General features: G+C 54.2%; 23 protein-coding genes. 10 read left to right on the top strand and 13 right to left on the bottom strand.

Going from position 1 to position 22691, the window contains the following annotated elements; all coding sequences use genetic code 11:
• Nucleotides 1-9 precede the first annotated feature (9 nt).
• Complete coding sequence (locus L8H52_RS21110) at nucleotides 10-843, top strand: undecaprenyl-diphosphate phosphatase (protein WP_242208587.1); 834 nt, start codon at nucleotides 10-12, stop codon at nucleotides 841-843.
• Here the strand turns inward: L8H52_RS21110 and L8H52_RS21105 are convergent, their stop codons facing one another.
• Nucleotides 844-1263: a DUF2388 domain-containing protein gene (locus L8H52_RS21105; protein WP_242208586.1), complete on the bottom strand. Its 420-nt coding sequence runs from the start codon at nucleotides 1261-1263 to the stop codon at nucleotides 844-846. It abuts the gene before it with no gap.
• A 26-nt stretch (nucleotides 1264-1289) separates the two neighbouring features.
• On the bottom strand, nucleotides 1290-2285 hold the full coding sequence (dusA, locus tag L8H52_RS21100; RefSeq protein ID WP_242208585.1) for a tRNA dihydrouridine(20/20a) synthase DusA: 996 nt from the start codon (nucleotides 2283-2285) through the stop codon (nucleotides 1290-1292).
• Nucleotides 2286-2659: 374 nt separating this feature from the next.
• Here dusA and L8H52_RS21095 point away from each other — a divergent pair, with 374 nt between their 5' ends.
• On the top strand, nucleotides 2660-3763 hold the full coding sequence (locus tag L8H52_RS21095) for a hypothetical protein (protein ID WP_242208584.1): 1104 nt from the start codon (nucleotides 2660-2662) through the stop codon (nucleotides 3761-3763).
• Between the two features lie 230 nt (nucleotides 3764-3993).
• Here the strand turns inward: L8H52_RS21095 and L8H52_RS21090 are convergent, their stop codons facing one another.
• Complete coding sequence (locus L8H52_RS21090; RefSeq protein ID WP_242208583.1) at nucleotides 3994-6444, bottom strand: NERD domain-containing protein/DEAD/DEAH box helicase; 2451 nt, start codon at nucleotides 6442-6444, stop codon at nucleotides 3994-3996.
• A gap of 680 nt (nucleotides 6445-7124) precedes the next feature.
• Here L8H52_RS21090 and L8H52_RS21085 point away from each other — a divergent pair.
• A complete protein-coding gene (locus L8H52_RS21085; protein ID WP_242208582.1) occupies nucleotides 7125-7487 on the top strand; it encodes a DUF6124 family protein in 363 nt (120 codons plus the stop codon).
• A gap of 108 nt (nucleotides 7488-7595) precedes the next feature.
• Here L8H52_RS21085 and L8H52_RS21080 read toward each other — a convergent pair whose 3' ends face one another.
• Nucleotides 7596-8000 (bottom strand): hypothetical protein, encoded by a 405-nt coding sequence (locus L8H52_RS21080; protein ID WP_242208581.1) that lies wholly within the window; start codon nucleotides 7998-8000, stop codon nucleotides 7596-7598.
• Between the two features lie 638 nt (nucleotides 8001-8638).
• On the opposite strand from L8H52_RS21080, the gene L8H52_RS21075 reads away from it, so the two are divergent.
• The 4 genes from L8H52_RS21075 (at nucleotide 8639) to lepB (ending at nucleotide 11788) form a co-directional block, all read left to right on the top strand.
• Nucleotides 8639-9472: a hypothetical protein gene (locus L8H52_RS21075; protein WP_242208580.1), complete on the top strand. Its 834-nt coding sequence runs from the start codon at nucleotides 8639-8641 to the stop codon at nucleotides 9470-9472.
• A gap of 519 nt (nucleotides 9473-9991) precedes the next feature.
• Nucleotides 9992-10354 carry a DUF6124 family protein gene (locus L8H52_RS21070; RefSeq protein WP_242208579.1) on the top strand — a complete coding sequence of 121 codons (363 nt, stop codon included), beginning with the start codon at nucleotides 9992-9994 and terminating at the stop codon, nucleotides 10352-10354.
• 201 nt (nucleotides 10355-10555) lie between these two features.
• Nucleotides 10556-10909: a hypothetical protein gene (locus tag L8H52_RS21065; protein WP_242208578.1), complete on the top strand. Its 354-nt coding sequence runs from the start codon at nucleotides 10556-10558 to the stop codon at nucleotides 10907-10909.
• 81 nt (nucleotides 10910-10990) lie between these two features.
• On the top strand, nucleotides 10991-11788 hold the full coding sequence (gene lepB / locus L8H52_RS21060; RefSeq protein WP_242208577.1) for a signal peptidase I: 798 nt from the start codon (nucleotides 10991-10993) through the stop codon (nucleotides 11786-11788).
• A gap of 43 nt (nucleotides 11789-11831) precedes the next feature.
• Here the strand turns inward: lepB and L8H52_RS21055 are convergent, their stop codons facing one another.
• The 3 genes from L8H52_RS21055 to L8H52_RS21045 form a co-directional block, all read right to left on the bottom strand.
• Nucleotides 11832-13247 (bottom strand): amino acid permease, encoded by a 1416-nt coding sequence (locus L8H52_RS21055; protein WP_242208576.1) that lies wholly within the window; start codon nucleotides 13245-13247, stop codon nucleotides 11832-11834.
• A gap of 125 nt (nucleotides 13248-13372) precedes the next feature.
• On the bottom strand, nucleotides 13373-14425 hold the full coding sequence (locus tag L8H52_RS21050; RefSeq protein ID WP_242208575.1) for an ornithine cyclodeaminase: 1053 nt from the start codon (nucleotides 14423-14425) through the stop codon (nucleotides 13373-13375).
• Between the two features lie 51 nt (nucleotides 14426-14476).
• Nucleotides 14477-15511 carry a histone deacetylase family protein gene (locus tag L8H52_RS21045; protein ID WP_242208574.1) on the bottom strand — a complete coding sequence of 345 codons (1035 nt, stop codon included), beginning with the start codon at nucleotides 15509-15511 and terminating at the stop codon, nucleotides 14477-14479.
• 119 nt (nucleotides 15512-15630) lie between these two features.
• On the opposite strand from L8H52_RS21045, the gene L8H52_RS21040 reads away from it, so the two are divergent.
• Entirely contained in the window at nucleotides 15631-16131 is a 501-nt protein-coding gene (locus L8H52_RS21040; RefSeq protein ID WP_093433799.1) for an Lrp/AsnC family transcriptional regulator, read from the top strand.
• A gap of 119 nt (nucleotides 16132-16250) precedes the next feature.
• Entirely contained in the window at nucleotides 16251-16463 is a 213-nt protein-coding gene (locus L8H52_RS21035) for a hypothetical protein (protein WP_242208573.1), read from the top strand.
• Between the two features lie 3 nt (nucleotides 16464-16466).
• Here L8H52_RS21035 and L8H52_RS21030 read toward each other — a convergent pair whose 3' ends face one another.
• From L8H52_RS21030 to L8H52_RS21005, 6 genes are all read right to left on the bottom strand, one after another.
• Complete coding sequence (locus L8H52_RS21030) at nucleotides 16467-17258, bottom strand: transporter substrate-binding domain-containing protein (RefSeq protein WP_242208572.1); 792 nt, start codon at nucleotides 17256-17258, stop codon at nucleotides 16467-16469.
• Nucleotides 17259-17317: 59 nt separating this feature from the next.
• The gene (copD, locus tag L8H52_RS21025) at nucleotides 17318-18187 is read right to left on the bottom strand and encodes a copper homeostasis membrane protein CopD (RefSeq protein ID WP_242208571.1); all 870 of its coding nucleotides are present in this window, start codon (nucleotides 18185-18187) and stop codon (nucleotides 17318-17320) included.
• A gap of 3 nt (nucleotides 18188-18190) precedes the next feature.
• On the bottom strand, nucleotides 18191-18565 hold the full coding sequence (gene copC / locus L8H52_RS21020; RefSeq protein WP_242208570.1) for a copper homeostasis periplasmic binding protein CopC: 375 nt from the start codon (nucleotides 18563-18565) through the stop codon (nucleotides 18191-18193).
• A gap of 31 nt (nucleotides 18566-18596) precedes the next feature.
• Nucleotides 18597-19466 carry a copper resistance protein B gene (locus L8H52_RS21015; RefSeq protein ID WP_242208569.1) on the bottom strand — a complete coding sequence of 290 codons (870 nt, stop codon included), beginning with the start codon at nucleotides 19464-19466 and terminating at the stop codon, nucleotides 18597-18599.
• A gap of 11 nt (nucleotides 19467-19477) precedes the next feature.
• A complete protein-coding gene (locus tag L8H52_RS21010; protein ID WP_242208568.1) occupies nucleotides 19478-21175 on the bottom strand; it encodes a copper resistance system multicopper oxidase in 1698 nt (565 codons plus the stop codon).
• Between the two features lie 102 nt (nucleotides 21176-21277).
• Entirely contained in the window at nucleotides 21278-21748 is a 471-nt protein-coding gene (locus L8H52_RS21005; RefSeq protein ID WP_242208567.1) for a hypothetical protein, read from the bottom strand.
• A gap of 164 nt (nucleotides 21749-21912) precedes the next feature.
• On the opposite strand from L8H52_RS21005, the gene L8H52_RS21000 reads away from it, so the two are divergent.
• Complete coding sequence (locus L8H52_RS21000) at nucleotides 21913-22578, top strand: ribonuclease T2 (protein ID WP_242208566.1); 666 nt, start codon at nucleotides 21913-21915, stop codon at nucleotides 22576-22578.
• Nucleotides 22579-22691: the final 113 nt, after the last annotated feature.

The following is a 22691-nucleotide window of genomic DNA, read 5'->3' as shown; positions in this document are numbered from 1 at the left end:
GGAGGATTAATGGATTTCTGGACCCTTTTCCAGGTGTTGATATTAGGTGCGGTAGAAGGCCTGACCGAGTTCTTGCCGATCTCGAGTACCGGCCACCAGATCATTGTCGCCGACTTGCTGGAATTCGGCGGCGAACGCGCCATGGCGTTCAACATCATTATTCAACTGGGGGCCATCCTTGCCGTCGTCTGGGAGTTTCGACCGAAGATCTTCGACATCATCAAAGGCCTGCCCACCGAACGTAATGCCCAACGCTTCACCCTCAACTTGCTGATCGCCTTTCTGCCCGCCGTGGTCCTGGGCGTGTTGTTCGCCGACGCCATCCACGAATACTTGTTTAACCCGATCACCGTCGCCGTGGCACTGGTTGTCGGCGGCGTCATCATGTTGTGGGCCGAACAGCGCAGCCATGTGATCAGCGTCGAACACGTCGACGACATGCGCTGGTCTCACGCACTGAAAGTCGGATTCGTACAATGCCTGGCGATGATTCCCGGCACCTCACGCTCCGGCTCGACCATCATCGGCGGCCTGCTCTTCGGTCTGTCGCGCAAAGCCGCCACCGAGTTCTCGTTCTTCCTCGCCATGCCGACCATGGTCGGTGCCGCCGTCTACTCCGGCTACAAATACCGCGACCTGTTCCAGCCCAACGACCTGCCGGTCTTTGCCCTCGGTTTCGTCACCGCGTTCATCTTCGCGATGATCGCCGTGCGCGGCTTGCTCAAGTTTATTGCCAACCATAGCTACGCCGCGTTTGCTTGGTATCGGATCGCGTTTGGTTTGTTGATTCTGGCGACGTGGCTGTTTGGCTGGGTCAACTGGACCGCCGCAGCGGCGGCCTGATCACTGAGCGCTGATCAACGCCGCAATGGCGAGATCGTTTAACGCCGAATCCGGCGACTCCTGGCGATAGCGCTGCAAGGCCGAGGTGAAGTACGCGGCCTGCAGCATGCCGTCGCTAGCCAGATAGAGTCGCGCGTCTTCCTGCTCCTCGGCGGAGTAAACACGCTTGTGACTGTCGGTCGTTTCCTGGCTAGCCGAAAAAGGTGCGAGAAATAAAGACACCAAGGTGAGCCCGGAAATCTGCGTCACCTCCCACGGCGTATCGGTACGGCCCATGCAAAAGCCATCGCAGTGTGCATAAACGTCGGAAGTGAAGCTGAACAAGGCGAGGAGGGTGAAGCGCTTGAAAGCAGAAAAAGTAAACGCGGGCATAACCAAAAGACATCCTGTCAGTACAACAAAAAACCGGGCAACGCTCATGCATCGCCCGCCACTCAAACCATCAATCAACGACCTTCAAGCAACTCGGCCGCCTGATCCAGCAACGCCAGCGGATCCTTGGCCTTGTGAATATCCACCGACAACAACTGACGGAATTTCCGCGCCCCCGGGAACCCCGTGCCCAAGCCCAGCACATGCCGCGTGATGTGATGCATCGCCCCACCCGCCAGCAAATGCTCAGCTATATAAGGACGCAACTGCGCCAACGCCTCAGCCCGACTGATCACCGGCGCCGAACTGCCAAACAACTGCTGATCCACCTCCGCCAGCAAATACGGATTGTGATAAGCCTCACGCCCCAACATCACACCGTCGAACGTCTGCAAATGCTCATGGCAAGCCTCCATCGTCTTGATCCCGCCATTCAGCACAATCTCCAACGCCGGAAAATCCGCCTTCAGCTGCGCCGCCACGTCATAGCGCAACGGCGGAATGTCGCGATTCTCCTTCGGCGACAACCCCTCCAGAATCGCAATCCGCGCATGCACGGTAAAACTCGTGCACCCGGCATCGCGCACGGTGCCGACGAAATCACACAGTTCCGAGTAACTGTCCCGACCGTTGATGCCTATGCGGTGCTTTACCGTTACTGGAATTGTCACTGCGTCTTGCATTGCCTTCACACAATCCGCCACCAGTTGCGGATGACCCATCAGGCAGGCGCCGATCATGTTGTTCTGCACACGATCGCTTGGGCAGCCGACGTTCAGGTTTACCTCGTCGTAGCCGTGTTCCTGAGCCATGCGGGCGCAGGCGGCCAGATCCAACGGAACGCTACCACCCAACTGCAAGGCCAGAGGATGCTCGGCTTCGTTGTGACGGAGGAAACGCTCGTGATCGCCGTTGAGCAGCGCGCCGGTGGTGACCATTTCGGTGTAGAGCAGGGCGTTCTTCGATAGGAGGCGTAGGAAGAAACGGCAATGGCGGTCGGTCCAATCCATCATCGGGGCGACAGAGAAGCGGCGGGAGAGTGGGGCGGGTGTGGCGGTGATAGGGGACATTGGCGATTCTGGATTGGGTGGGGCTGGGAGGTGGGGAGTTTATCAGGTATGACCGGTGAACTTAGCGATATCCGCTAGAAGAATAAACTTGAAACAAGTGTGGGATTAGGCGAGACAGTCATGAATGGTGCTGATAGCATCTGGCTATCAGCGATGATGGGGGGGATGGCTCCCATGCCTGAAAAACTGCGTCATCTATTTTCGTTTCGTGAGTCATGCTTGTGTCCGTTGAAGGGGCTATCGCCAAATGGAATTATTGAATTTACTTTTAAGAGAACTCGCTGGCGAGTTTCGGAGATCAGCCTGATTTGGCGAAAGAATGATTGTTGAAGTTGATTTTATATCGTTTTTGATTTTAATTTGAGTGATTATTGGTGTCTAAGATTTTTTTAAGTAGTCAAATTAAGCATTTTTCAGAAGTTTCTAATGGAGATAGTCTGGATGGTACACTGGTGGATGAGGTTCTGTTTACCGGTAAGTCTGCGATTATATATTATTCAGGTTTTCGGGTTTGTTATTCTGTTACTAATATTGATCCAATTGCGGCGTTAAAGCTTAATGCGCTGGACTCAATAATTGCGAGTGCTACAAAGAAGTTTAGATATATAAATGTTGATATAACAAATGGCCATATTGTCTCGGTATTGTCTCTTGTGCTGATAAGCGGTTGTAGGGACGAAAGCTCCATTGTTGCGGTTGATACAGCCATGAGTTCGTTTGCGAAATACGTGCGGGAGGAGCCTGATCCTGGTACGCTTGTTGATTATACAGATGATTTTATTGTTTATTTAGATGCTGAAGGCTTGGTGAAATATAATATTCGGCGGGAGTTAAGGAAGCGATATAGCGTTTTCTCAGAGTTTTATAGACTAAAGGCTTGGGGGACTGTGGTTTTAAGCAAATCGAGAATAAAGTTGTTTAATTATAAGCTGGCAACATGTTTGGCAATTGGCTTGAGGGCTGAATCAATAGCGCCGATAAGCGATCTGGCCAAGGTCTTTGAGCCGGTTGTAAGGTACGTCGATAAAAATGTTGCGGATGATGCGATATTTAATCTGATATTGTATGTCATGCTTTTTTCTTTTTTTATTCTGCTTGTCGCAGGGAGCTTGTTTCTTATATTGGGTGCGGGAGTCTCTAAAAATCATATAACGCTTTTAATGGGGCTTTCCGGTGGTGTGTGTGGTGCGCTGATTTCTGTGCTGCAGCGTTCTAAGAGTCTTCAGGTTGGCATGTATGAGTCTACAAGGATAATAGTTTTGCACGGGGTGGTTCGTGTTTGTTTGGGGTGTGCTTTTGGAGTTATTTCTTTAGTGGCATGCAAGGCTGGCTTGCTGCTAGGGCTCATGGGAGAAAGTAACAGTAGGTTATTGATTCTTGCAATAGTTGCTGGTTTCAGTGAACGGTTGGTACCAGATTTTATCGCTAAAACTGTAGGGGAACAGGTAAGCGTCAAGGCAGTAAAGGGTTCGGAGTGAAGTGTAAGGGGGGATATTCGATAGGGGCGCGAGTTGTGTCAATAAACTAGTCGCTGACTTTATTCGATGTATGGCGTTGGTGCAGTATGCATTTATCCTTAGGCTAAACAGCGATACCTATGTTTGATTAACAATGCTTAATAAAAGAAAAAGTTACGGATTTATATAGGGGGTAGGGGGGAGGAAGCAAATAATTTCGTCCCCCTTTTTTCGAGATTTTTGAAGAGTGACTAATCTTGGTTGGTCTTTATTATAAATTTTTCACGTTTTATTATTCTTATGCCTTTAGCCCCTTTAGTGATCAATCCGTTGTTTTCTAGTTTTACGAAGGCGTCATTAATAAAGCCTTGCCATTGTTGAAAAGAAAAAGCATGGAGTTTTTTATTCCAGCTGTATGTCTTTTTTGAAATCTCACTTATCTTGAATTCGGTTTTGTTTTTATTGTGTCCAATCGTCAAGTCCCTAATTGTCAATGCCATGGCAACTCTGCCTTCAAGGCTCAATTGGGTAAAAGCTGCAATTAACTCGCTTTGGGTGGTGTCGTATTTGCTTTTTAATAGTGCGCCTATTGAGTATATTTGAATGGGAAGATTTTCAACGGCTTCAGTTGAATGCTTTGTTCTGTTGGTAAGTATACTTATTATTTGAAGTGTATGATTTTCAAAATCTGGATTTCGCTCATTGCGAGGGTTTATGCACGCATGGCAAATTCCAGTTGACGAATTACCTACATTGTGAGGAGTTAGTTTAAGGCATGTGTGGCAGTATTTTAGTTCTAAGGTCAATGAGTAGGTGTTCTCCTCTGTACCTATCATCGAGACTGTATTTCTTGAGTCCGGTCTCCAAGTATATATCGTGGGAGTGTCAGAATGGATAAGAAAGGCTTCAACCAGGAGTCTGGTTATTTCGCATTTCTGGACGGGTAATATGTATGCGTGCCAGGTTTCCGACCATGCGATGTGGAATACGGAATTTTGCGGAGTGATATCGATAGTTGAGTGGCTTTCGATCATTGTTTTTGTTAGTGACTTGGATGCTTCAGAATCAACATGTTCCATGTTTTTCAGATAAAGTTCTCTACCTAAATTTTCGTATTTTCCTTTTTGGACATCATAGGCATCTAAAATTACGATGCAGCGTGATGTTGAACGTGAGTAGGCGCAAAAGAATTCTATATTTGACATGTCTGTATATGCCAAAATAATGATAACAGGGCTTTCCATGCCCCTGAATCGTCCTATGGACTCAACTTTAATGCCTTGAGGAACTAAACTCTCGGGGATTCGCATGTAAGTTGGTGTTAATACGATAATGTGCGCGGGCAGCAATCCTTGAGCTAATGTTTGGGCGATTATTTGGCGTAGAATGTTTGTTTGGTTGCTGGTGATTATCTCTGTAAGGGTGTCTTCATCATTTTGCCTTGAGTTTATAATGGAGTGCGTAGGTTGCTGAAAGATTTTTAACCGTTCGCAAACGCGTTTAGGCATGCGGAGACTTTCAGTAAGAAAGTATGCTTGCACATCAAGATATTTTTCTATCTGTGCAAGGCTGACTGGTTTTTCGTATGGAAATGCTTGAGCTGCATCACACATGGCGATAATTTTTTTTGTTGAGAAATTCTCTATTAGTATTTCCCAGAGTTCTCTCCGAATTACTTGACCTTCATCGATGATGAGAGCTGAGTATTTATTCAGGAACCCACTATCGCAAGCTTTTTTTAGACTGGTTGCTGCTTGCTTCTCAAACCACTCGGCCGTGAAAATCACTTTTTCACCATTGTAAGTTGAAGCTTTTGAGCACAATGAGTAGATAGTTGTAGCGAGCGTGTTGGAGTGGTCAATTAATTCGCTTGATATTTTTTTGGCAAGGAGCGAGTTGAATGTAATGCAGAGTACCGACGTTTCTGAAGTGGATAGCCTACGTGCAGTTTCAATTGCTATAATTGTTTTCCCCGTCCCTGGCCAACCGCTAATTAAAAACCGATCCTTTTCCAATGCCCAATGAATGCACTCTTGTTGTTCGGGTGTCAGCCGAAGCCATAATTTGTTGTCGCTATTTATTTTTGAGTGCCAACAAGGCGTATAGTTGGCTGTCGGGATCAGCATTTCAATGATTGCCTCAATTTTGAGCTTGCTGAACGGTGCGGTGTTTAGAAGTTTTTTAAAGTAATTCATGATTGAGCGGACTCTTTCGTCAACTCGATCTAGATCTTTAATGTCCAGGATTAATTTGATTGGCAATAGATGGTTGTTGTCTACCACGCTGGGAGGCAATTGTGAGGTGTTTGTTTCTGAGCCTGGAAAGAAATAAGCACGTCCAATTTGAACCGTCACGCCATTGTTTCTCATCCATTCCTGAATGGCAAATATACCGCGGTTCAACTGGGCTACGGGGTCAACGCTTGTTTTGCTGTAATAGAATCCTGATGAGTTATGCCCGATCACACCTCCTTTTACCTCAAGCGCAAGTATTCCGAGGTCTGGATGTAGTATGAGAAAATCAATTTCTCCAACTGGACTTTTGTTGTTTTGTAGCTCATCTATAAATGAAGATAGCCATGGAATGCTATGGATAATATGGAAATCATCATTTAGCTGCTCTTCAAGTAGACGATAAACAATAGGCTCTGCCACATGGCTGTCGTTGAATTTTGGTCCGTGGGGGGGATGCATTATTGCCATGTGATTATCCGTATCAATAAATACAACGTCATTTGTGCGGGGTTGTTTGTTTTATTTGGGGGTAAGCAACTATTTGCACGATTCGTTGAAATGCGCTGTTTGCATTCGTAAGATTTTGAATTCCCCGAATCTTAGTCAGATTTCATGTGATTCTATGTTGCTTGGTTTTCATCGTCCAGTCGAAAGTGTTTTTGTCATTTTAACGGAAATTGCAACTCCTAAGGTAATGCTGGATTTTTAGTCTCTACATGTAATCGCCCAGAGGCTCATGAATGGCTGGCAAACGTTGGCTGGATCAGTGAAGTACCACGATATCTCAATCTAAACAGAAAACAGGTTATGTTTAAGCTGTGCCAGTCTGCTCGGCCTCTACCCTACACCACCTTGCGCCTCCCCCTACACCTAAGACAGAATCCACCGGCTTGTGCGTCTAGCTAGCGGGTTCTATTGTTCCTAGGTCACTGAAAACCAGTGATCGGGTTTGGTAGACCCGCAGCACTGATGCATCGCGTCACTTCATGCAGTCGCATTTTTGCGCCTGGATTATGGTGACCATGCTCAGGGCTTCTTCGGAAGCGCCGGTTCCAGTGCTCCGGTCTACCAACCTGTGTATGGTCACCACCCTTCGTTTGGTAGCGAGAGTGGATGGCTCCCATTTTGTAAGTGCTGGAGTTCCATCAATGTTCAAAGTAACGCCCAACCCACCAGAAACCGATCCCGCATCCCCCTACGAATCCCCCAACTCCAAAAAACTCCACGAAGCCGCGGAGCGCGCGCTCGATCACTACCTCCTTCCCGCCGGCCACATCATGGCCAGCGTCAACGAACCCGAACGCATGTACCTCGCCAATACAAAGTACGACTCGGAATCTCTGCTGGCCAATGCCAGTGAAACGCTGAGTTCCGCCTCGGAAATGCTCAACAACTTCGCCGCAGTGCTCGACCCCTCGCACCGCAAAACCGCGCTGGGCATTGCGCAGGTGGTGATGTTGGGTGAGCTGGCGGTGAATCAGGCGTTGGATAACGTTGAGGTTAAAGCTTAAATCCTATCCCACTGTGGCGAGCGGCTTAACCGGCGCCACGGTGGGACTGGTAGCGCTGTGATCGAAAGGGATCTCGGTGGTAACCGGAGCTATCGAGCACGGCAGCGCTCATTTTCGGTAATGCCTGGATATCTCTTTCCATACGTATTTGTATCGAAACTCAAGCCAGCGAATCAGCAATTTGTCTAGCTGACGTCTGAAGCGGCTTCGTTCTCGAGCTTTCAATGTTTCTGCGATGTCAGCCTTCAATTGCTCCAGGTTGAACGCTGACCAAATTATTGGGATCACGGTCTCGAGATTTGTATGGCAAACCGGTGCCACTTCTTCATAGAGGATTCGCTTGATCTCTCGCCGATCGTAATCCTCGGTTTGGCGCGCGATGAATTCGTAGTTGACCTCATTGTCGACAAACGCGTCGGATAACGACCAATAGACATCGGAGCGCTCTTTTTCAGTCGCTGATGCCCAGCTTCGCTTGGCGGGGGCAGTGTTGGAGGAGGTTGGTTTGTCCATCTTTGACTTCCTGTCTCAATGGGAGCGAGCGTATCAAGCCTGAGCGAGCCACACCTCAAAAAAGCAATCTTTGGTAGATCACTACGTCTACTCCTTTGGCTTCTGATTTCGCTGCTTGCGACGGCCTTGGCGTTTTTCGCTTGGCAGAGTTTCTACCCGGTATAGGCTGCCTGGAAGTGAAGCTATCGAGTGGTTTATCGCGACATGCCCAAAGCGGCCCCTCCATTCGTGATGGACGGAGGTGGGAAAAGGGGAACAGTTTTTTTTTGACGCTGGTTGGACGTGCAAATTTGTACCCAGTCGGTTGATACCCCATGTACCAAACTCATCATGGCGCCAGCGAGGTCGAGTGCGTGTAGGCCGCGAATCCGAAGTACGACACCGAATCCAAGCTTGCGATGTGAGCAAATCCTGGTTCAGGCACCGAAATGTTCAACAACTTCTCTGTAGCGCTGGCTCCCGCACAACAAAGGCCGTGCGGGCATTGCTGAGGGAGTGGCGGGAACGTTAGGGGGCAGGCTCTGTATCCATTCGATTCGTTGAAGCGGCCCGTTTTGTGAAAAAATAGTGTGTGGCGTCCGGATCTCTTTGATCCGGCCCAAGATAACCAAGCAATGAAAATTTGGAAGGAACTAAAATTGAACAGTAAGCAGGATAGCAATTTCGAGCTGAGTGGGCGTCAGCGCTTCGCCAAATGGCTTATGGATAAGAACGCTGTATTTTGTTCAACGGCATCAAGAAGTCAAAAACTGTATGCGTTTGGTTACTCTATCGCATTCAGTGTAATTGTAATGCGACTTGTTGGGTTTCATGGGGGTGTTAATCTTCTGTATTTTGTAATGCTGATGCTAGGGCTTGGAGTTACTTCAGATCTTGTCATGGTTTATAAGCGGATATGGGCGTCTTCCTTAGGTAAGGCGTTCTTGCTTGTTGTTTATTTCTTACTGTCTAATATCGCCCTTGGGCTGTCGGAGAATGCTATCAATATCGTAACGAAAGTAGACTTCATATCAGTTACCTACACAAAGGCGATACTCACGGTAATAATGATTCCGTTGTTTGCGTGGGTTGTTTCGGTTTTTTTGTTGACTATGAGTTTTGTTTTTCTTCCAATAGTTTTCCTGTTTTTACTTATGGGTAAAGACTTGGCTCAGAATCCTTGCTTTAGTTTTGTTGGAAAGATCTTTAGCAGTTTTCTTGCCAAGACAACGCTGGCTGCTCGTTTTTTTGCTTTTTTACTACTGTTCGCATTTGTGAAGACTGAAGGGAAAGAATGGGCTCGTGACTATGACAGTTTTTTGGATAAACAATTGCCATTTTCATTGTACTTATTAGAAGGTAGGAGCTTTACAAATTGCACGCTGGGTGAGAAAGAGCGAGGTATAAAAGGAGAGGATGGACAGTATTTGATAATAAAGGAAGGTGCGCAAGGTTACTCGTTCAGGACGGATGTTTGTAAAAAGGAAAAATAGATCTACGCGTGCCGAGTGCTATGTGCTCGACACTTTTTCTTTGGTGACTCATGGCAGGAATCGCGCATCTTGGTCTTCCCAATTAGTCTCGAGTTGCATTTTTAAGCTCTAGGTGTGTGACGTAGAAATTCCTTTATCCACTTGGAAGCCAAACATGATGAAGCTGCATTTGTTTAAAGGATACTGCTCGTCATAAGCAAAACCCTACAACACCTTGCGCCTCCCCCTACACCTAAGACAGAATCCCCCGGCTTGTGCGTCTAGCCCGCGGGTTCTATCGTCCCCACATCACTGAAATCCAGTGATCGGGTTTGGTAGCCCGCTTCGTGTCTAGATGCATTGCATCACCAATTTCAGTCGCTTTCCCAGGACTCGGATTTCATGGTGGTCATGCGTGGGGCCCATTCGTGGGCGCCGGGTTCTAGTGCGACCGGTCTACCAACCCGCGTATGGCCGCCACCCATCGTTTGGTAGCGTGGGTGATGGCTCCTTTTAGTAATCGCGCTAGAGGTTCCATCTATGTTCAAAGTAACGCCCAACCCACCAGAAACCGATCCCGCATCCCCCTACGATTCCCTCAACCCCAAAAAACTCCACGAAGCCGCCGAGCGCGCCCTCGATCACTACCTCCTCCCCGCCGGCCACATCATGGCCAGCGTCAACGAGCCCGAGCGCATGTACTTCGCCAACCCAAAGTACGACTCGGAATCCCTGCTGGCCAATGCCAGTGAAACGCTGAGCTCCGCCTCGGAAATGCTCAACAACTTCGCCGCAGCACTCGACCCCTCGCACCGCAAAACCGCGTTGGGCATCGCGCAAGTGGTGATGCTGGGCGAGTTGGCGGTGAATCAGGCGTTGGATAACGTTGAGGTGAAGGCGTAAATCAGCTCCCTTTGTGGCGAACGGCTTAGCCGTTGCCACGGAGGGGTTGTTGGCACTGAGCAAAAAAGTCGAGAGGAGGGTGAGTAAATGGACAGGGTGATGGCCATTTAGTAGCATTGCGCGCCTTTACTCAGGAGTCGCCGCACCATGGAAGCTACATCGTCCCAAGCTTGGTACAACACACGTCCCGCCGTCGTCTTTATGGCCGTTTTTTATTGCTTTGTCGTATTGATTCAGGCCGGTTTGTGGGTGGCTCATGACGGGTTTCAGCAAGCGCGGGAAGGGGATATTTCGTTTCTGATGCTGCTGAACGTCTGCGTGGTGGCGTTGTTGATGTTTGTCGGCGGCTTGCTGTTGCTGGCGAGAAAGAAGATCAGCTCGCTGTGCTTTGTTCTGGCGTTGATTCTGGGGATTGCCTTTTCTCTGTCGCAGATGAACAGCGGTTCGGTTGTGCATCTGCTCACTCTGCCGATGTTCAAAGAATATGCACTGGTGTTTGGTATCTGGGTGTACAGCCTGCAATTGCGCACGACGGGTTATTTTTCCGCTAAATAACCCCCTCTGCATTGCCCGTAGCGCCCTGTTGGCTGAATAGGCCGGGCGCTTGATTGTCAGCTATTTACGTGAAGAGAATTTATGTCTGCTCCTGACAAGCCGAAGCTGCCGCTGCAAGCATTTGGGATGTCGTGCCTGGTGGCCGGCTGGGGTCTGGTGTACGCCGGTCAGGTGAAGTGGGCGGTGCGTGTTGCCGCTTTGCTTTATCTGGGTGTGATTTTACTCGGCGTCTGCGGGGTGCCTGCCACGCCAGTGGGCCTGTATGTCTTCGCTACGTTTATCGTCCTGGTGAAACTCTGTTCGGCCACGGCAGCTGCGATATCGGTGCGTAGAAACGACCATCCGGTGCACAGCCCCAGCACCCGCTTCCATGTGCTTTACGTGGTGGCGCTGGTCATCCTCACGCTGATTCTTTTGGGGCCATTGAGAGGCCCGACGCTGGGCTTCAAGACTTACTTCATCCCCTCTGGCTCGATGGTTCCGACTCTTTCGATCGGTGACTATATCGTCACCAAAATGCGCATCGACGCGCCCCAGGTGGGCGACATTGTGACTTATCGCTACAACGGCACGGAGGCGGTCAAACGTGTGGCGGCAGTGGGTGGCGATACCTTGTCGATTGTTGACGGTAAGGTCATTCGCAACGGCGAAAACATGGGGCTGTTCTTTGCACCGCCAGATCGGGTGAAGGATCCTCGTTATCTGCAAACGCCGCCGACGGTGGTCGAGAAGGACCATGTTTATCTGCTCGGTGATAACCGCGATGTCAGTAACGACAGCCGCTTTATGGGCCAGGTCGCACTCGAAGACATTACCGGTAAAGTCACCGGAATCTGGTTTTCTTCTGATCGATCGAGGATTGGCACAGCCTTTCAGTGAGACTAAAAGCCGTCACTTTAGGTGACGGCTTTCGCTCGCAGCTCTAGCCAAACTGCCCCGCCGACTCAACCGCAGATTTCGGCTTCCTCAACCGCGTCAACTGATAAGCAATCCCCAACCAGACAAACCACCCAGGCATCACCATCAGCGCAATCCGTGTGTCAGGCCGCAACGCCAGCAACCCCAGCACAACCCCCAAAAACGCCAACGAGAACCAAGCCATCGGCACGCCGCCGGGCATCTTGTAAGCCGACTTCGCATGCAGATCCGGACGTTTTTTCCGGTAGGCGATGTAGGACGCAAGGATGGTCGACCAAGTGAAAATCACCAGAATCGCCGACACGGTGGAGACGATGGTGAAGGCGGTCATGACTTCCGGCACGATGAACAGCACCAGCACGCCGACCAACATCAACAGCGTGGTAAACGCCAGGCTCAGCAGCGGCACGCTGTTGTTCGACAGTCTGCGGAATATACCGGGGGCGTTGTCCTGATTGGCCAGCCCGAACAACATGCGGCTCGATGAAAACACGCCGCTGTTGGCCGAAGATGCCGCCGAGGTCAGGACGACGAAGTTGACGATACCGGCCGCTGCGGGAAACCCGGCGACGAGGAACAGTTCGACGAAGGGGCTCTTGACGGGGGAGACCTGTTGCCACGAGGTCACGGCAATAATGCAGGTCAGTGCCAGGACGTAGAACAGGATGATCCGCAGCGGAATCGAGTTGATCGCTTTGGGCAGGGTCTTCTCCGGCGAGCGGGTTTCGGCGGCGGCGGTGCCGATCAGCTCGGTGCCGGCGAAGGAGAAGATCGCCATTTGAAATCCGGCGAAGAAGCCGAACAAGCCGTTAGGGAACGCTGCTTGTTTGTCCACCAGATGACTCAGGGACGCGGTGACGCCACTGGGCGAGACGAACGAGCTGGCGATCAGCACGCTGCTGACGCCGATCAGGGTTACGACGGCGATGATCTTGATGATCGCGAACCAGAATTCCACTTCACCGAACAGCCTGACGGTCAGCACGTTTAGCGCGAACAGGGTTGCCAGCATGCCGACGGCGGGTATCCACGCCGGTACGTCGGGGAACCAGTACTGGAAGAATCCGCCGACCACGACGGCATCGCCGATCACCGCCACGCTCCAGCTCAGCCAGTACGACCAGCCGAGGAAGAACGCCGCGCGCGGGCCGAGGTAGGCGCCGGCGAAGTCGGCGAAGGTTTTGAAGTTGAGGTTGGACAGAAGCATTTCGCCCATGGCGCGCATGACGAAAAACACGAACAGGCCGATGATCATGTAGATGAGGATGATCGACGTCCCGGAGAGGGCGATGATCTTCCCGGAGCCCATGAACAGGCCGGTGCCGATGGCGCCGCCCATGGCCATTAACTGGATGTGACGATTGCTGAGCGTGCGCTGCAGCGCGGGCTGTTCAGGCAGCCCGGAAGGGGTCGATTTCATTGCAAAACCTCTTGATTTTATGTTTTTGAGTTTTGGCAGAAAGTAGGTGTCGAGCGTTCTTGTTAGGGGTGCAGCGGCTGATCACAAGGTGAATCGCCCCCTGTGGTGGGGGCGGCGATTAGCGATCAACTGACGGTGCGCAGACGCGAGGTTTTGGCCGGTTGCGTATCGAGCAGTTGAAAGAGGTTTTTGATGTTGGCCGGCGTCGGCACCAAGTGGATGCGCTGGCCGATTTGCTGTGCCTGCGCCAGGTCTTTCAGGTAGCGCAATGACGAAAAGTCTTCCAGGGCAAAACCCACCGAATCGAACACCGTCACCTGCGCGTCGTTCTCGCGTCCGGCCACTTCGCCCAGCACAATGCGGAAAAATTCGATCACCGGGGAATCGGTTTCCAGTTGCTGAATGTCGCCCTCAATGCGCGTTTGCGGCTCGAATTCGACGATGACCCGGGCGTTGCGCAGGATGTCGGTGTGCAGTTCGGTTTTACCCGGGCAGTCACCGCCGACTGCATTGATGTGCATGCCGGGCTCGATCATTTCGGGCGTCAGAATGGTTGCGTAGGCTTTGTCGGCGGTGACCGTGGTGACGATATCGGCGCCTTTGACCGCATCCTTCACCGAGCTGGCCAGAATCACTTCGATGTCCGGGAACGCGGCGAGGTTTTGCTTCAACTTGAGCGAAGCGTCTCGATCGATATCGAAGATACGTATTTCGTTGATGCCCAACATTTCATGAAAGGCCAGCGCCTGAAATTCACTTTGCGCACCGTTGCCGATCAAGGCCATCGAGGTCGCACCCGGGCGAGCCAGCGATTGCGCGACCAGCGCGGAAGTGGCCGCCGTGCGAACGGCGGTGGTCAGGGTCAGTTCGCTGAGCAGGGTCGGATAGCCACTCTGCACATCCGCCAGCAGACCGAAAGCCATGACCGTCAGCAAGTTCTGCTGGCCGTTGTTCGGGTGGCCATTCACGTATTTGAACGAGTACTGCTGGCCGTCGTCGGTGGGCATCAACTCGATCACGCCGTCTGCCGAGTGATTGGCCGTGCGCGGCGATTTATCAAACTGTGCCCAGCGTGCGTAGTCCGCTTCGATGTAGCCGGCCATTTCGCGAATGGCGCGGCGGATACCGACTTGGGTGAACAGGCGTGCAGCATCATCGACATCAATAAAAAGCGTCATGTTCTTGTTCTCCGATCCAGTCATTGAAAGGTTGTAGAGCGGCGAGCCGGTTCAGCTGCGTTTGCTCTCGAAACCGTGCAGCACGTTGACGGCATTGATGCCGATTTCATCGACCATGTAGCCGCCCTCCATCACGAACAGGGTCGGGCAGCCGACGCTCGCGATCAGTTCACCGATGCCGATGAAGTCATCGCTTTCGAGCAGGAAGTGGCTGATGGGGTCGTCCTTGAACGTGTCGACACCGAGGGAAATCACCAGCACTTCAGGGGCGAACTGCTGGAGTTTTTTGCAGGCGTGGAGCAGGGCATTGCGGTAGCTCTCCCAGGTGGTGTTTTTCGGCAGGGGATAGTTGAGGTTGTAACCCTCGCCGACACCCGCGCCGACTTCGTGGCTGTACCCCGAGAAGTACGGATAGGACACCGCCGGTTCGCCGTGCAGCGACACGAACATGACGTCGCTGCGCTGGTAAAAAATGTTCTGCGTGCCGTTGCCGTGGTGGAAGTCGACGTCCAGCACTGCGACACGTTTGGCGCCTTGGGTGATGGCTTGTTGCGCGGCAATCGCGGCGTTGTTGAGGTAGCAATAACCGCCCATGTATTCGCGCGCGGCGTGATGGCCGGGCGGGCGGCACAGGGCAAAGGCACTGTCGTGGCCTTCATCGAGCAGGGCCAGGCCAGTGAGGGCGACGTCGGCGCTGGTTTTCACCGCTTGCCAGGTCGTGGCCGTGATCGGTGAGCCGGCATCCATGGCATAGAAGCCGAGCTTGCCGTCGATGAATGTTGGCACCTCTTCGCCGGCCAGATCGCGCACCGGCCAGACCAGCGGCAAGGCGTCGTGAGTGCGACCGGTTGCGCACCATTCGCCCCAGGCAGTTTCGAGAAAACTGACGTAGCGCTCGCTGTGCGCATTGACGTAGCACGAGCGATCAAACGCGCGCGGTTCGACGATCTGCCCGAGGCCGACCTGTTTGACTCGGTTATGCACGGTGTCGGCCCGACTCGGTTGCTCGAACGAGGGTTTGAGCACGCCGTCCTTCAATTCGGTGCCGTGGTGCAACCGGTGGGAATCACTGAAAACTGTAAACATTGTGCGCATCCGTTATTGTTAGCCAGTGCAAATATTCTGTTCCGGCTAGACTGCGCTTTCTTTGCTTTGTGTTCGGGATTCAGTCGATTATTCGGGCGTTTTTACTCAGGAATGGCGTTGTGCAGAAAAAAATATCCAAACGCATCAGTCTCGACGAAACCGACCTGGCGATACTTGAGTTGTTGCAGGAGGACGCCAGCATTTCCAACGCTGAACTCAGCGAGCGACTGTCGCTGAGCCTTACGCCGTGTTGGCGACGGCGCAAGCGCATGGAGGAGGCCGGGGTGATCAAGGGCTATCAGGCCAACCTTGATCGGCGAATGCTCGGGCTGGATATCATGGCGTTTGTGCACATTCGCTTTTCCACCCATGCCGACCACGCGCCGGACGCTTTCGAGGCGGTGATTGCGCAATTGCCGCAGGTGGTGGCCTGCCACAAGATCACCGGCGATGCCGATTATGTGTTGCAGGTGTTGGCGGAGGATCTTGATAGCTACAGCGATTTCATCGAGCAGGTGCTCAGGCGTCAGGTGGGGATTGCCTCGATTCAGTCCAGCCTGGCGTTGCGCGAGGTCAAGACCGGTAGCCGGATTGCGATCCCCAAACCGGGAAAGGATTGAACGGGCAGGCAATGCTGAACCGCCGCTGTCGATCAGCAAAGTTTCATCTTGCCGTGTGCAAAGCAGGCCTAGGATGCTGAGACAAGATCGTCGTTGTTCATCCCTAGGGGAATCGTGCCATGCGCCTTAATGTCGTCAAAGTGCTGTTGATCGCTGCAGCGGTATCGGTGTTGAGTGCCTGTTCGGGCGCGGGTGGCCTGACCACTACTAGTTGTTTCTCCAGCGACTGTCAGTCGCCGGAGGCCCGCAACGCCAACACGTTGAAGTTCGGTGGCAACAGTATCGGCAGCAGTCTCAATCAATACAGCTCCGGCATGTTGCATGACGATTGAGGATTACTGCGCGGCCGGTACGGCAATCCATTCGCTGAGGGTTTGCTGATACTTGCCGGTGACTTTGCTCAGATGCAGCCACTGATCGACATACAACTTCCAGCTGATGTCATCGCGCGGTAGCAAGTAAGCCTTCTCGCCATACTGCATGTACTGATGCGGATTCACCGCGCATAAGCCCGGTTTGAGTTTCTGCTGATACAGCGCTTCCGAGGCGTCGGTGATCATCACATCGGCCTGGTTGTCGAGCAGTTGCTGGAAGATCGTCACGTTGTCATGCAGGGCCAGTTGCGCCTTGGGCAGGAAAGCGTGGACGAAGGCTTCGTTGGTGCCGCCGGCGGGTTCGACCAGGCGCACGTTAGGCTGGTTGATCTGTTCGACGGTCTGGTACTTGCTGACATCAGCGCAGCGCACCAGCGGGATCTTGCCGTCGGTGTCGAGGGTGTTGCTGAAGTAGGCTTTTTTCTGCCGTTCCAGCGTCACCGAAATACCGCCCATACCGATGTCGCACTTGCCGGCCTGCATGTCCGGCATCAGGGTTTTCCAGGTGGTTTGCACCCATTGCACTTTGACCCCGAGGCTGTCGGCCAGCGAGCGGGCCATGGCGATGTCGATGCCTTCGAAGTCGCCGTCGGTGCGTTTGAAGGTGTAGGGCTTGTAGTCGCCCGTGGTGCAGACGCGCAATTGGCCTTGTTGCTGGATGCTGTCGAGGTGCGAAGGGGGTTCCTGCGCTTGAACGGCAGTGGCCAATGTGAGCGCGCCGCAGAAGATCATCGTGCTTTTTGGAATTGTCATTGAGATCGCAGTTCCGAGAAGGAAGGGTGGCCCAGTGTAGTGAAAGGCTTTCCCGGGTGTCATCCCGCGTCCGGGCTTAACGTGCCGAGCCACGCCACCAGTGCCACGATCAGCAATGCGATTGCCAGTTCAACGACAACGCTGCGTTTTAGCGCATTCGCCGCGACGACATGTTGTCCATCGCGCAATGCCTGCTGCAATGCCGGACCAAGATGAAAGCGATTCAACGCTGCCAACACCAACATTCCGGCAAACAGTAAAACCTTGATCGTCAGCAGCACCCCGTACGTGCCGAGCAACACTTCATCCAGCCTCGGGCCGACGATGAACAAGTAATTCACCACGCCGGTGATCGACAGCGTCAGCACAATCGCTGCGCCGACCCACTCAAAGCGCCGAACCGCAAACGCCAGCGAACGAATGCGCGCTTCATCAACCAGCCCCCGTGCCATCAACACCAGCGCCAGCATCGCACCCAGCCACGCACCCGCTGCAAGCAGGTGCAGAATGTCGCTGAGAAAATGCCAGAACCGCAGCGCTCCCTCGTCCATCGCCCCATGCCCGCTCCAGGCCAGAGAGGCGAGGGCAACGGCGCCGACAATCGACGCAAGCCAAGCCCCCGGCCTGAACAACACCACGATCAGCGCAATCATTCGTACTGCCCACGCCAGCCCGACGTCGGTTTCCAGCAGCATCATTTGCAGATGCGGCCACAGCGCCGCGAACGCCGTTTTGCCACTCATGGTGCGGGTCATCAGCACCAGACCAGCCACCGACAGCAGCGCCCCGATCAACGCCATTCCGCGCAACAGCGGCCGAAAGCGCAGCAGCGCATCACCGCTGTACAGCGCAAACAATGCCAGCCCGAACACCAGCAGCAAATCCACATACAACGCAAACCGCAGGAGGATGTTGATCAGTTCGCCCATCGCTTACTTCACTTTGAACGTGACGTTGCCGGTGATCGGGTGCGTATCGGAGGACACCGCGCGCCATTCGACTTGATAAGTGCCGGTGGGCAATGGAGAGAGCGGGGTGATCAGCATGCTTTTCGGGTCGCTGCCGGCGCTGACCTTGGCTTTCATCGGCATCGGCGAATGGGCCATGCCGGGCATTTCGGTCATGACCAGTTTGGCGCCGGAGAACTGGGTCAGCAGGTTCTCCGAAAAGTGCAGTTCAATCTTGCCGGGCGCGGCGCCATCGGCACCTTCGGCCGGGCTCGACGAGAGCAGTTTCGAGTGGGCCTGGGCGAGGCTGCTCAGGAGCAAGCCGCTGGTGAGTACAAGGGTGATTTTCAAGCTGCGCATGCAAGACCTCTGGGTTGTTTTCTAAGGGGATTCAGAACCACAGCCGCACGCCGAGCACGAGCCGCGCTTCGCTGCGATCCTCGCCTTCTTCGCGGGCGTAATCGGCGCTGTTGCCGTAAGTGCGGTTCCACGTCACGCCGATGTAGGGCGCAAATTCGCGGCGGATTTCATAGCGCAAACGCAGGCCGGCTTCGGTATTGGCAAGGCCGGAACCGATGCCTCGCTGCGGATCGTTTTTGCCGTAAATGTTGAGTTCAGCGGTGGGCTGCAAGATCAGGCGATTGCTCAGCAGGATGTCGTAATCACCCTCGAATCGCAGAGCGCTCCGGCCGCCTTCACCGATAAACGCCGTGGCCTCGGCTTCGAAGTTGTACAGCGCCATGCCCTGCAGACCGAACGCGGCCCAGGTCTGCGGCGCGCCGGGTTTGAAGTCCTGACGCACGCCGCTGACCACATCCCACCATGGCGAAATCGCATGGCCCCACAGCGCCTGAATCTCGGCGTCTTCGGTCTTGCCGTTACTGCGTTCGCCTTCGGAACGCAGCCACAGACGATCGATGTCGCCACCGATCCAGCCGGACAGATCCCAGGCCAACGCACTGCCGTTATCGGCGTCCTGCCATTCGAGTTTGTCGGCGAGGAAGTAGCTGTTGATCGCGCTGTCATGGACCTGATGGCCGCCGGGGCTGGTGAACACGGCGGCGCGGTCGGCGTCGGTCAGCGGCGGGATCTGCGTGCGACTTTCGGTCGGCGCGGCAGGCTGCATCATGCCGTCGTCCATGCTTTGCATCGTCGAGTGATCCATGCCGGGCATCTGGCTGTGATCCATGCCCGGCATGTCGCTGGCGGCCATCGCCGGACTGCCGATCAGCAGCAAGGTAAACGCAGTAAGTCGAGTCATCAGCGGCCCCTTCATTCTTCCACCCGCACTTCGCGGAACATGCCCATTTCCATGTGGTACAGGAGATGGCAGTGATAGGCCCAGCGGCCGAGTGCATCGGCGGTCACGCGGTAGGTACGGCGCGTGCCGGGCGGCATGTCGACGGTGTGTTTACGTACCTGGAAGTCGCCGTTTTCGTCTTCCAGATCGCTCCACATGCCGTGCAGATGAATCGGGTGGGTCATCATCGTGTCGTTGACCAGCACCAGGCGGATGCGCTCGCCGTACTTCAGGCGCAAAGGCTCGGCATCGGAGAATTTGATGCCGTTGAACGACCAGGCGAATTTCTCCATGTGGCCGGTCAGGTGCAGTTCGATTGTGCGGCTCGGGTCGCGGCCATCCGGGTCTGCGAAGGTGCTGCGCAGGTCGGCGTAGGTGAGCACGCGACGGCCGTTGTTGCGCAAGCCGAGGCCCGGGTCGTTGAGTTTTGGTGCGGTGGTCATGGCTTGCATGTCGACCAGCGGATTGTCTTTTTCGCTGGCGGGATGGGATTGCATCGGCCCCATCGCCGAGTGATCCATGGTGCTCATGTCCATTGAACCGTGATCCATGCCGCCCATGCCCATGTCGTCCATGGTCACCAACGGGCGCGGATCCAGAACCGGTACCGGCGCAGATAACCCGGCGCGAGTGGCGAGGGTGCCACGGGCATAACCGCTGCGATCCATGGCCTGGGCAAACAGCGTGTACGCGTCGGCATCCGGCTCGACGATGACGTCGTAGGTCTCGGCCACGGCGATGCGGAACTCATCAACGCTGACCGGTTTGACGTGCAGGCCATCCGCCGCGACCACGGTCATTTTCAGTCCGGGAATGCGCACGTCGAAGTAGGTCATCGCCGAACCATTGATCAGGCGCAACCGCAGTTTTTCACCGGGGCGAAACAGGCCGGTCCAGTTGTTATCCGGTGCGTGGCCATTCATCAGGAAGGTGTAGGTCGCGCCACTGACGTCGGCAATGTCAGTGGGGTTCATGTTCATTTCTGCCCACATCTTGCGATCGGCCACGGTGGCGCCCCAGCCTTTCTCGCTGACGTCATCGATGAAATCGCCGACGGTGCGTTTGTGGAAGTTGTAATAGTCGGACTGCTTTTTCAGGGTCTTCAGCAGGCTGGCCGGGTCTTCGTCGCTCCAGTCGCTGAGCATCACCACGAACTCGCGGTCGTACTGGAACGGCTCGGGTTCCAGAGCGTCGATCACCAGTGGCCCGTAGACACCGGCCTGTTCCTGTAACCCGGAGTGGCTGTGATACCAGTAGGTGCCGTTCTGCCGCACCTTGAATTGATAGACGTACACGCCGCCCGGTTCGATGCCGTGGAAACTCAGACCGGGCACGCCGTCCATGTTCGCCGGCAGCAGAACGCCGTGCCAGTGGATCGAGGTGCTGGCGCTGAGCCGGTTACGCACCCGCAGCGTCACGGTGTCGCCTTCGCGCCAACGCAGCAGCGGGCCGGGCAGGCTGCCGTTGATGGTCATCGCCGTGCGCGGGCTGCCGGTGAAGTTGACCGGGGTCTCACCGATGAACAGCTCGAAGTCGCTGCCGCTCAGTTCATTCAAATGACCAGGCGCATAGAGCGCCCAGACCGGCGTGCGCCACAGGCCCAAGCCGCCGAGCAGACTGCCGGCGGCGAGACCTTTGACGAAGGTGCGTCGTGATGGGTTGGAAGGCATGCGCTGGAAATCCCCGTTTGACTCATGACGGGGAGGCTAACCAGCGCCAGCTTTCAGTTGGCTGAGGCGTGGATTACAGTTTTGACAGTTTGATCGTTTGCCCTACAGGCCGAGGCCTTCCTGCACCGCCAGCAACAGATTGTTTTCGGTCAGCGCGATGGCATCCAGTTGCTGACCGGTTTCAATCGACTGCACCCACCAATGGCTTTCACCGTGCTCATCCACGGTACGCAGCAAATAGGTGTCCGTGGCTGACGGGATGATCTGCACACGGCCGGCGCCATCCTCGGTAAACCGCGCAATGGGATCAAATGTCAGGGTTTGATGATTGGCTTCGATCACCAGTTGATCGATCGCGTAGTCGTGCGCTTCACCGTCCGGTGAAGTTTCGCAAACGTGCGTAGGATTGCGCCGAATCTTCAGTCCTACCTCGGTGACTGGCTGTAACCAGGCCTCAATGCGGTGGTACAAGTCGTACACCTGAGCTGGCCAGCAATCGATCTCCAGCGTGGCATCGGCATGGGTGTGCCGGGTTTGCTTGAGTTTGGCGGCGAGTTCGTCTGCTTTACTCATTTCGGATCCCTTGGTTTGGTGTCTGCCTGTTAATCGTAGACCTTACAACGGCGTACGGCGTTGCCTTGCGTCATGCGCTTGCAACACAAGCGTGGCGAAATCAGCGCTGGCCAAGTCGGTCAGGATCGAAAACCATGGACGCAGGCGTCCCAAGGAGTGGGTACATGAAAAAGCTGTTTACAATTTTGGCGGTGATTGCGCTGACGGCCGGTAGCATCGGTTTGAGTTCGGCGCGGCAATCACAGTCGAGCAAGGCGCAGACGGAGTCGGTGGCGGGGGTGTTCGATTACTACCTGCTGGCGTTGTCCTGGTCGCCGACCTTTTGCCTTACGCATAAAGATGACTCGCAGTGCACTGGCAAGGGCTACGGCTTTGTGTTGCACGGTTTGTGGCCGCAATACGCCAAGGGTGGCTGGCCGGAGTCCTGTCCACCGCTGACCACGCTGAACGCGGCACAAACCAGCCAGGGCCTGACGCTGTTCCCGACCAAAAAACTGCTCGACCACGAATGGTCCAAGCACGGCACCTGCAGCGGCCTCGGCGCGATGGGTTATCTCGATGAAGCGGACAAAGCCGTGGCGGCGGTGAAAATCCCCGATGAGCTGCAACCGTTCAGCTCCTCGTATTACTTCGAGGCCCAGGAAATCGCCGACTTGTTCCGTAAAGCCAACCCGGGGATTCCGGCCGATGGCATCGCGGTCATTTGCAGCGGCCCGGAACTGTCGGAAGTGCGCGTGTGCATGGGCAAGGATCTGCAGTTCGGCGCCTGTGGCAAAGGCGTGAAAACCCAGTGCCGGGCGGGGGATATTCGCGTGCCGCCGTCGCGCTGATACCAGCAGTTTCCATAGTCAGGAAAGGCGCCCGATCGGGCGCCTTTTTTTGCCTGCAGGTTTGAAGTACCCGGCGAACTCCCGCATGCTTGCGCCCCCGAAAGGATGACCAC

The organism is Pseudomonas sp. CROZ-RG-20F-R04-15 (assembly GCF_022662375.1).
In the GTDB taxonomy this organism is placed as follows: Bacteria; Pseudomonadota; Gammaproteobacteria; order Pseudomonadales; family Pseudomonadaceae; genus Aquipseudomonas.
The sequence above is the reverse complement of the archived record's forward strand: the minus strand, read 5'-3'. Positions and strand labels throughout refer to the sequence as shown.

Bases quoted from the DNA above. Each gene is read 5' to 3' on its own strand.
- L8H52_RS21110 (WP_242208587.1), top strand. From the start codon at position 10: ATGGATTTCTGGACCCTTTTCCAGGTGTTGATATTAGGTGCGGTAGAA.
- L8H52_RS21105 (WP_242208586.1), bottom strand. From the start codon at position 1,263: ATGAGCGTTGCCCGGTTTTTTGTTGTACTGACAGGATGTCTTTTGGTT.
- dusA (WP_242208585.1), bottom strand. From the start codon at position 2,285: ATGTCCCCTATCACCGCCACACCCGCCCCACTCTCCCGCCGCTTCTCT.
- L8H52_RS21090 (WP_242208583.1), bottom strand. From the start codon at position 6,444: ATGGCAATAATGCATCCCCCCCACGGACCAAAATTCAACGACAGCCAT.
- L8H52_RS21085 (WP_242208582.1), top strand. From the start codon at position 7,125: ATGTTCAAAGTAACGCCCAACCCACCAGAAACCGATCCCGCATCCCCC.
- L8H52_RS21080 (WP_242208581.1), bottom strand. From the start codon at position 8,000: ATGGACAAACCAACCTCCTCCAACACTGCCCCCGCCAAGCGAAGCTGG.
- L8H52_RS21070 (WP_242208579.1), top strand. From the start codon at position 9,992: ATGTTCAAAGTAACGCCCAACCCACCAGAAACCGATCCCGCATCCCCC.
- L8H52_RS21065 (WP_242208578.1), top strand. From the start codon at position 10,556: ATGGCCGTTTTTTATTGCTTTGTCGTATTGATTCAGGCCGGTTTGTGG.
- lepB (WP_242208577.1), top strand. From the start codon at position 10,991: ATGTCTGCTCCTGACAAGCCGAAGCTGCCGCTGCAAGCATTTGGGATG.
- L8H52_RS21055 (WP_242208576.1), bottom strand. From the start codon at position 13,247: ATGAAATCGACCCCTTCCGGGCTGCCTGAACAGCCCGCGCTGCAGCGC.
- L8H52_RS21050 (WP_242208575.1), bottom strand. From the start codon at position 14,425: ATGACGCTTTTTATTGATGTCGATGATGCTGCACGCCTGTTCACCCAA.
- L8H52_RS21045 (WP_242208574.1), bottom strand. From the start codon at position 15,511: ATGTTTACAGTTTTCAGTGATTCCCACCGGTTGCACCACGGCACCGAA.
- L8H52_RS21035 (WP_242208573.1), top strand. From the start codon at position 16,251: ATGCGCCTTAATGTCGTCAAAGTGCTGTTGATCGCTGCAGCGGTATCG.
- L8H52_RS21030 (WP_242208572.1), bottom strand. From the start codon at position 17,258: ATGACAATTCCAAAAAGCACGATGATCTTCTGCGGCGCGCTCACATTG.
- copD (WP_242208571.1), bottom strand. From the start codon at position 18,187: ATGGGCGAACTGATCAACATCCTCCTGCGGTTTGCGTTGTATGTGGAT.
- copC (WP_242208570.1), bottom strand. From the start codon at position 18,565: ATGCGCAGCTTGAAAATCACCCTTGTACTCACCAGCGGCTTGCTCCTG.
- L8H52_RS21015 (WP_242208569.1), bottom strand. From the start codon at position 19,466: ATGACTCGACTTACTGCGTTTACCTTGCTGCTGATCGGCAGTCCGGCG.
- L8H52_RS21010 (WP_242208568.1), bottom strand. From the start codon at position 21,175: ATGCCTTCCAACCCATCACGACGCACCTTCGTCAAAGGTCTCGCCGCC.
- L8H52_RS21005 (WP_242208567.1), bottom strand. From the start codon at position 21,748: ATGAGTAAAGCAGACGAACTCGCCGCCAAACTCAAGCAAACCCGGCAC.
- L8H52_RS21000 (WP_242208566.1), top strand. From the start codon at position 21,913: ATGAAAAAGCTGTTTACAATTTTGGCGGTGATTGCGCTGACGGCCGGT.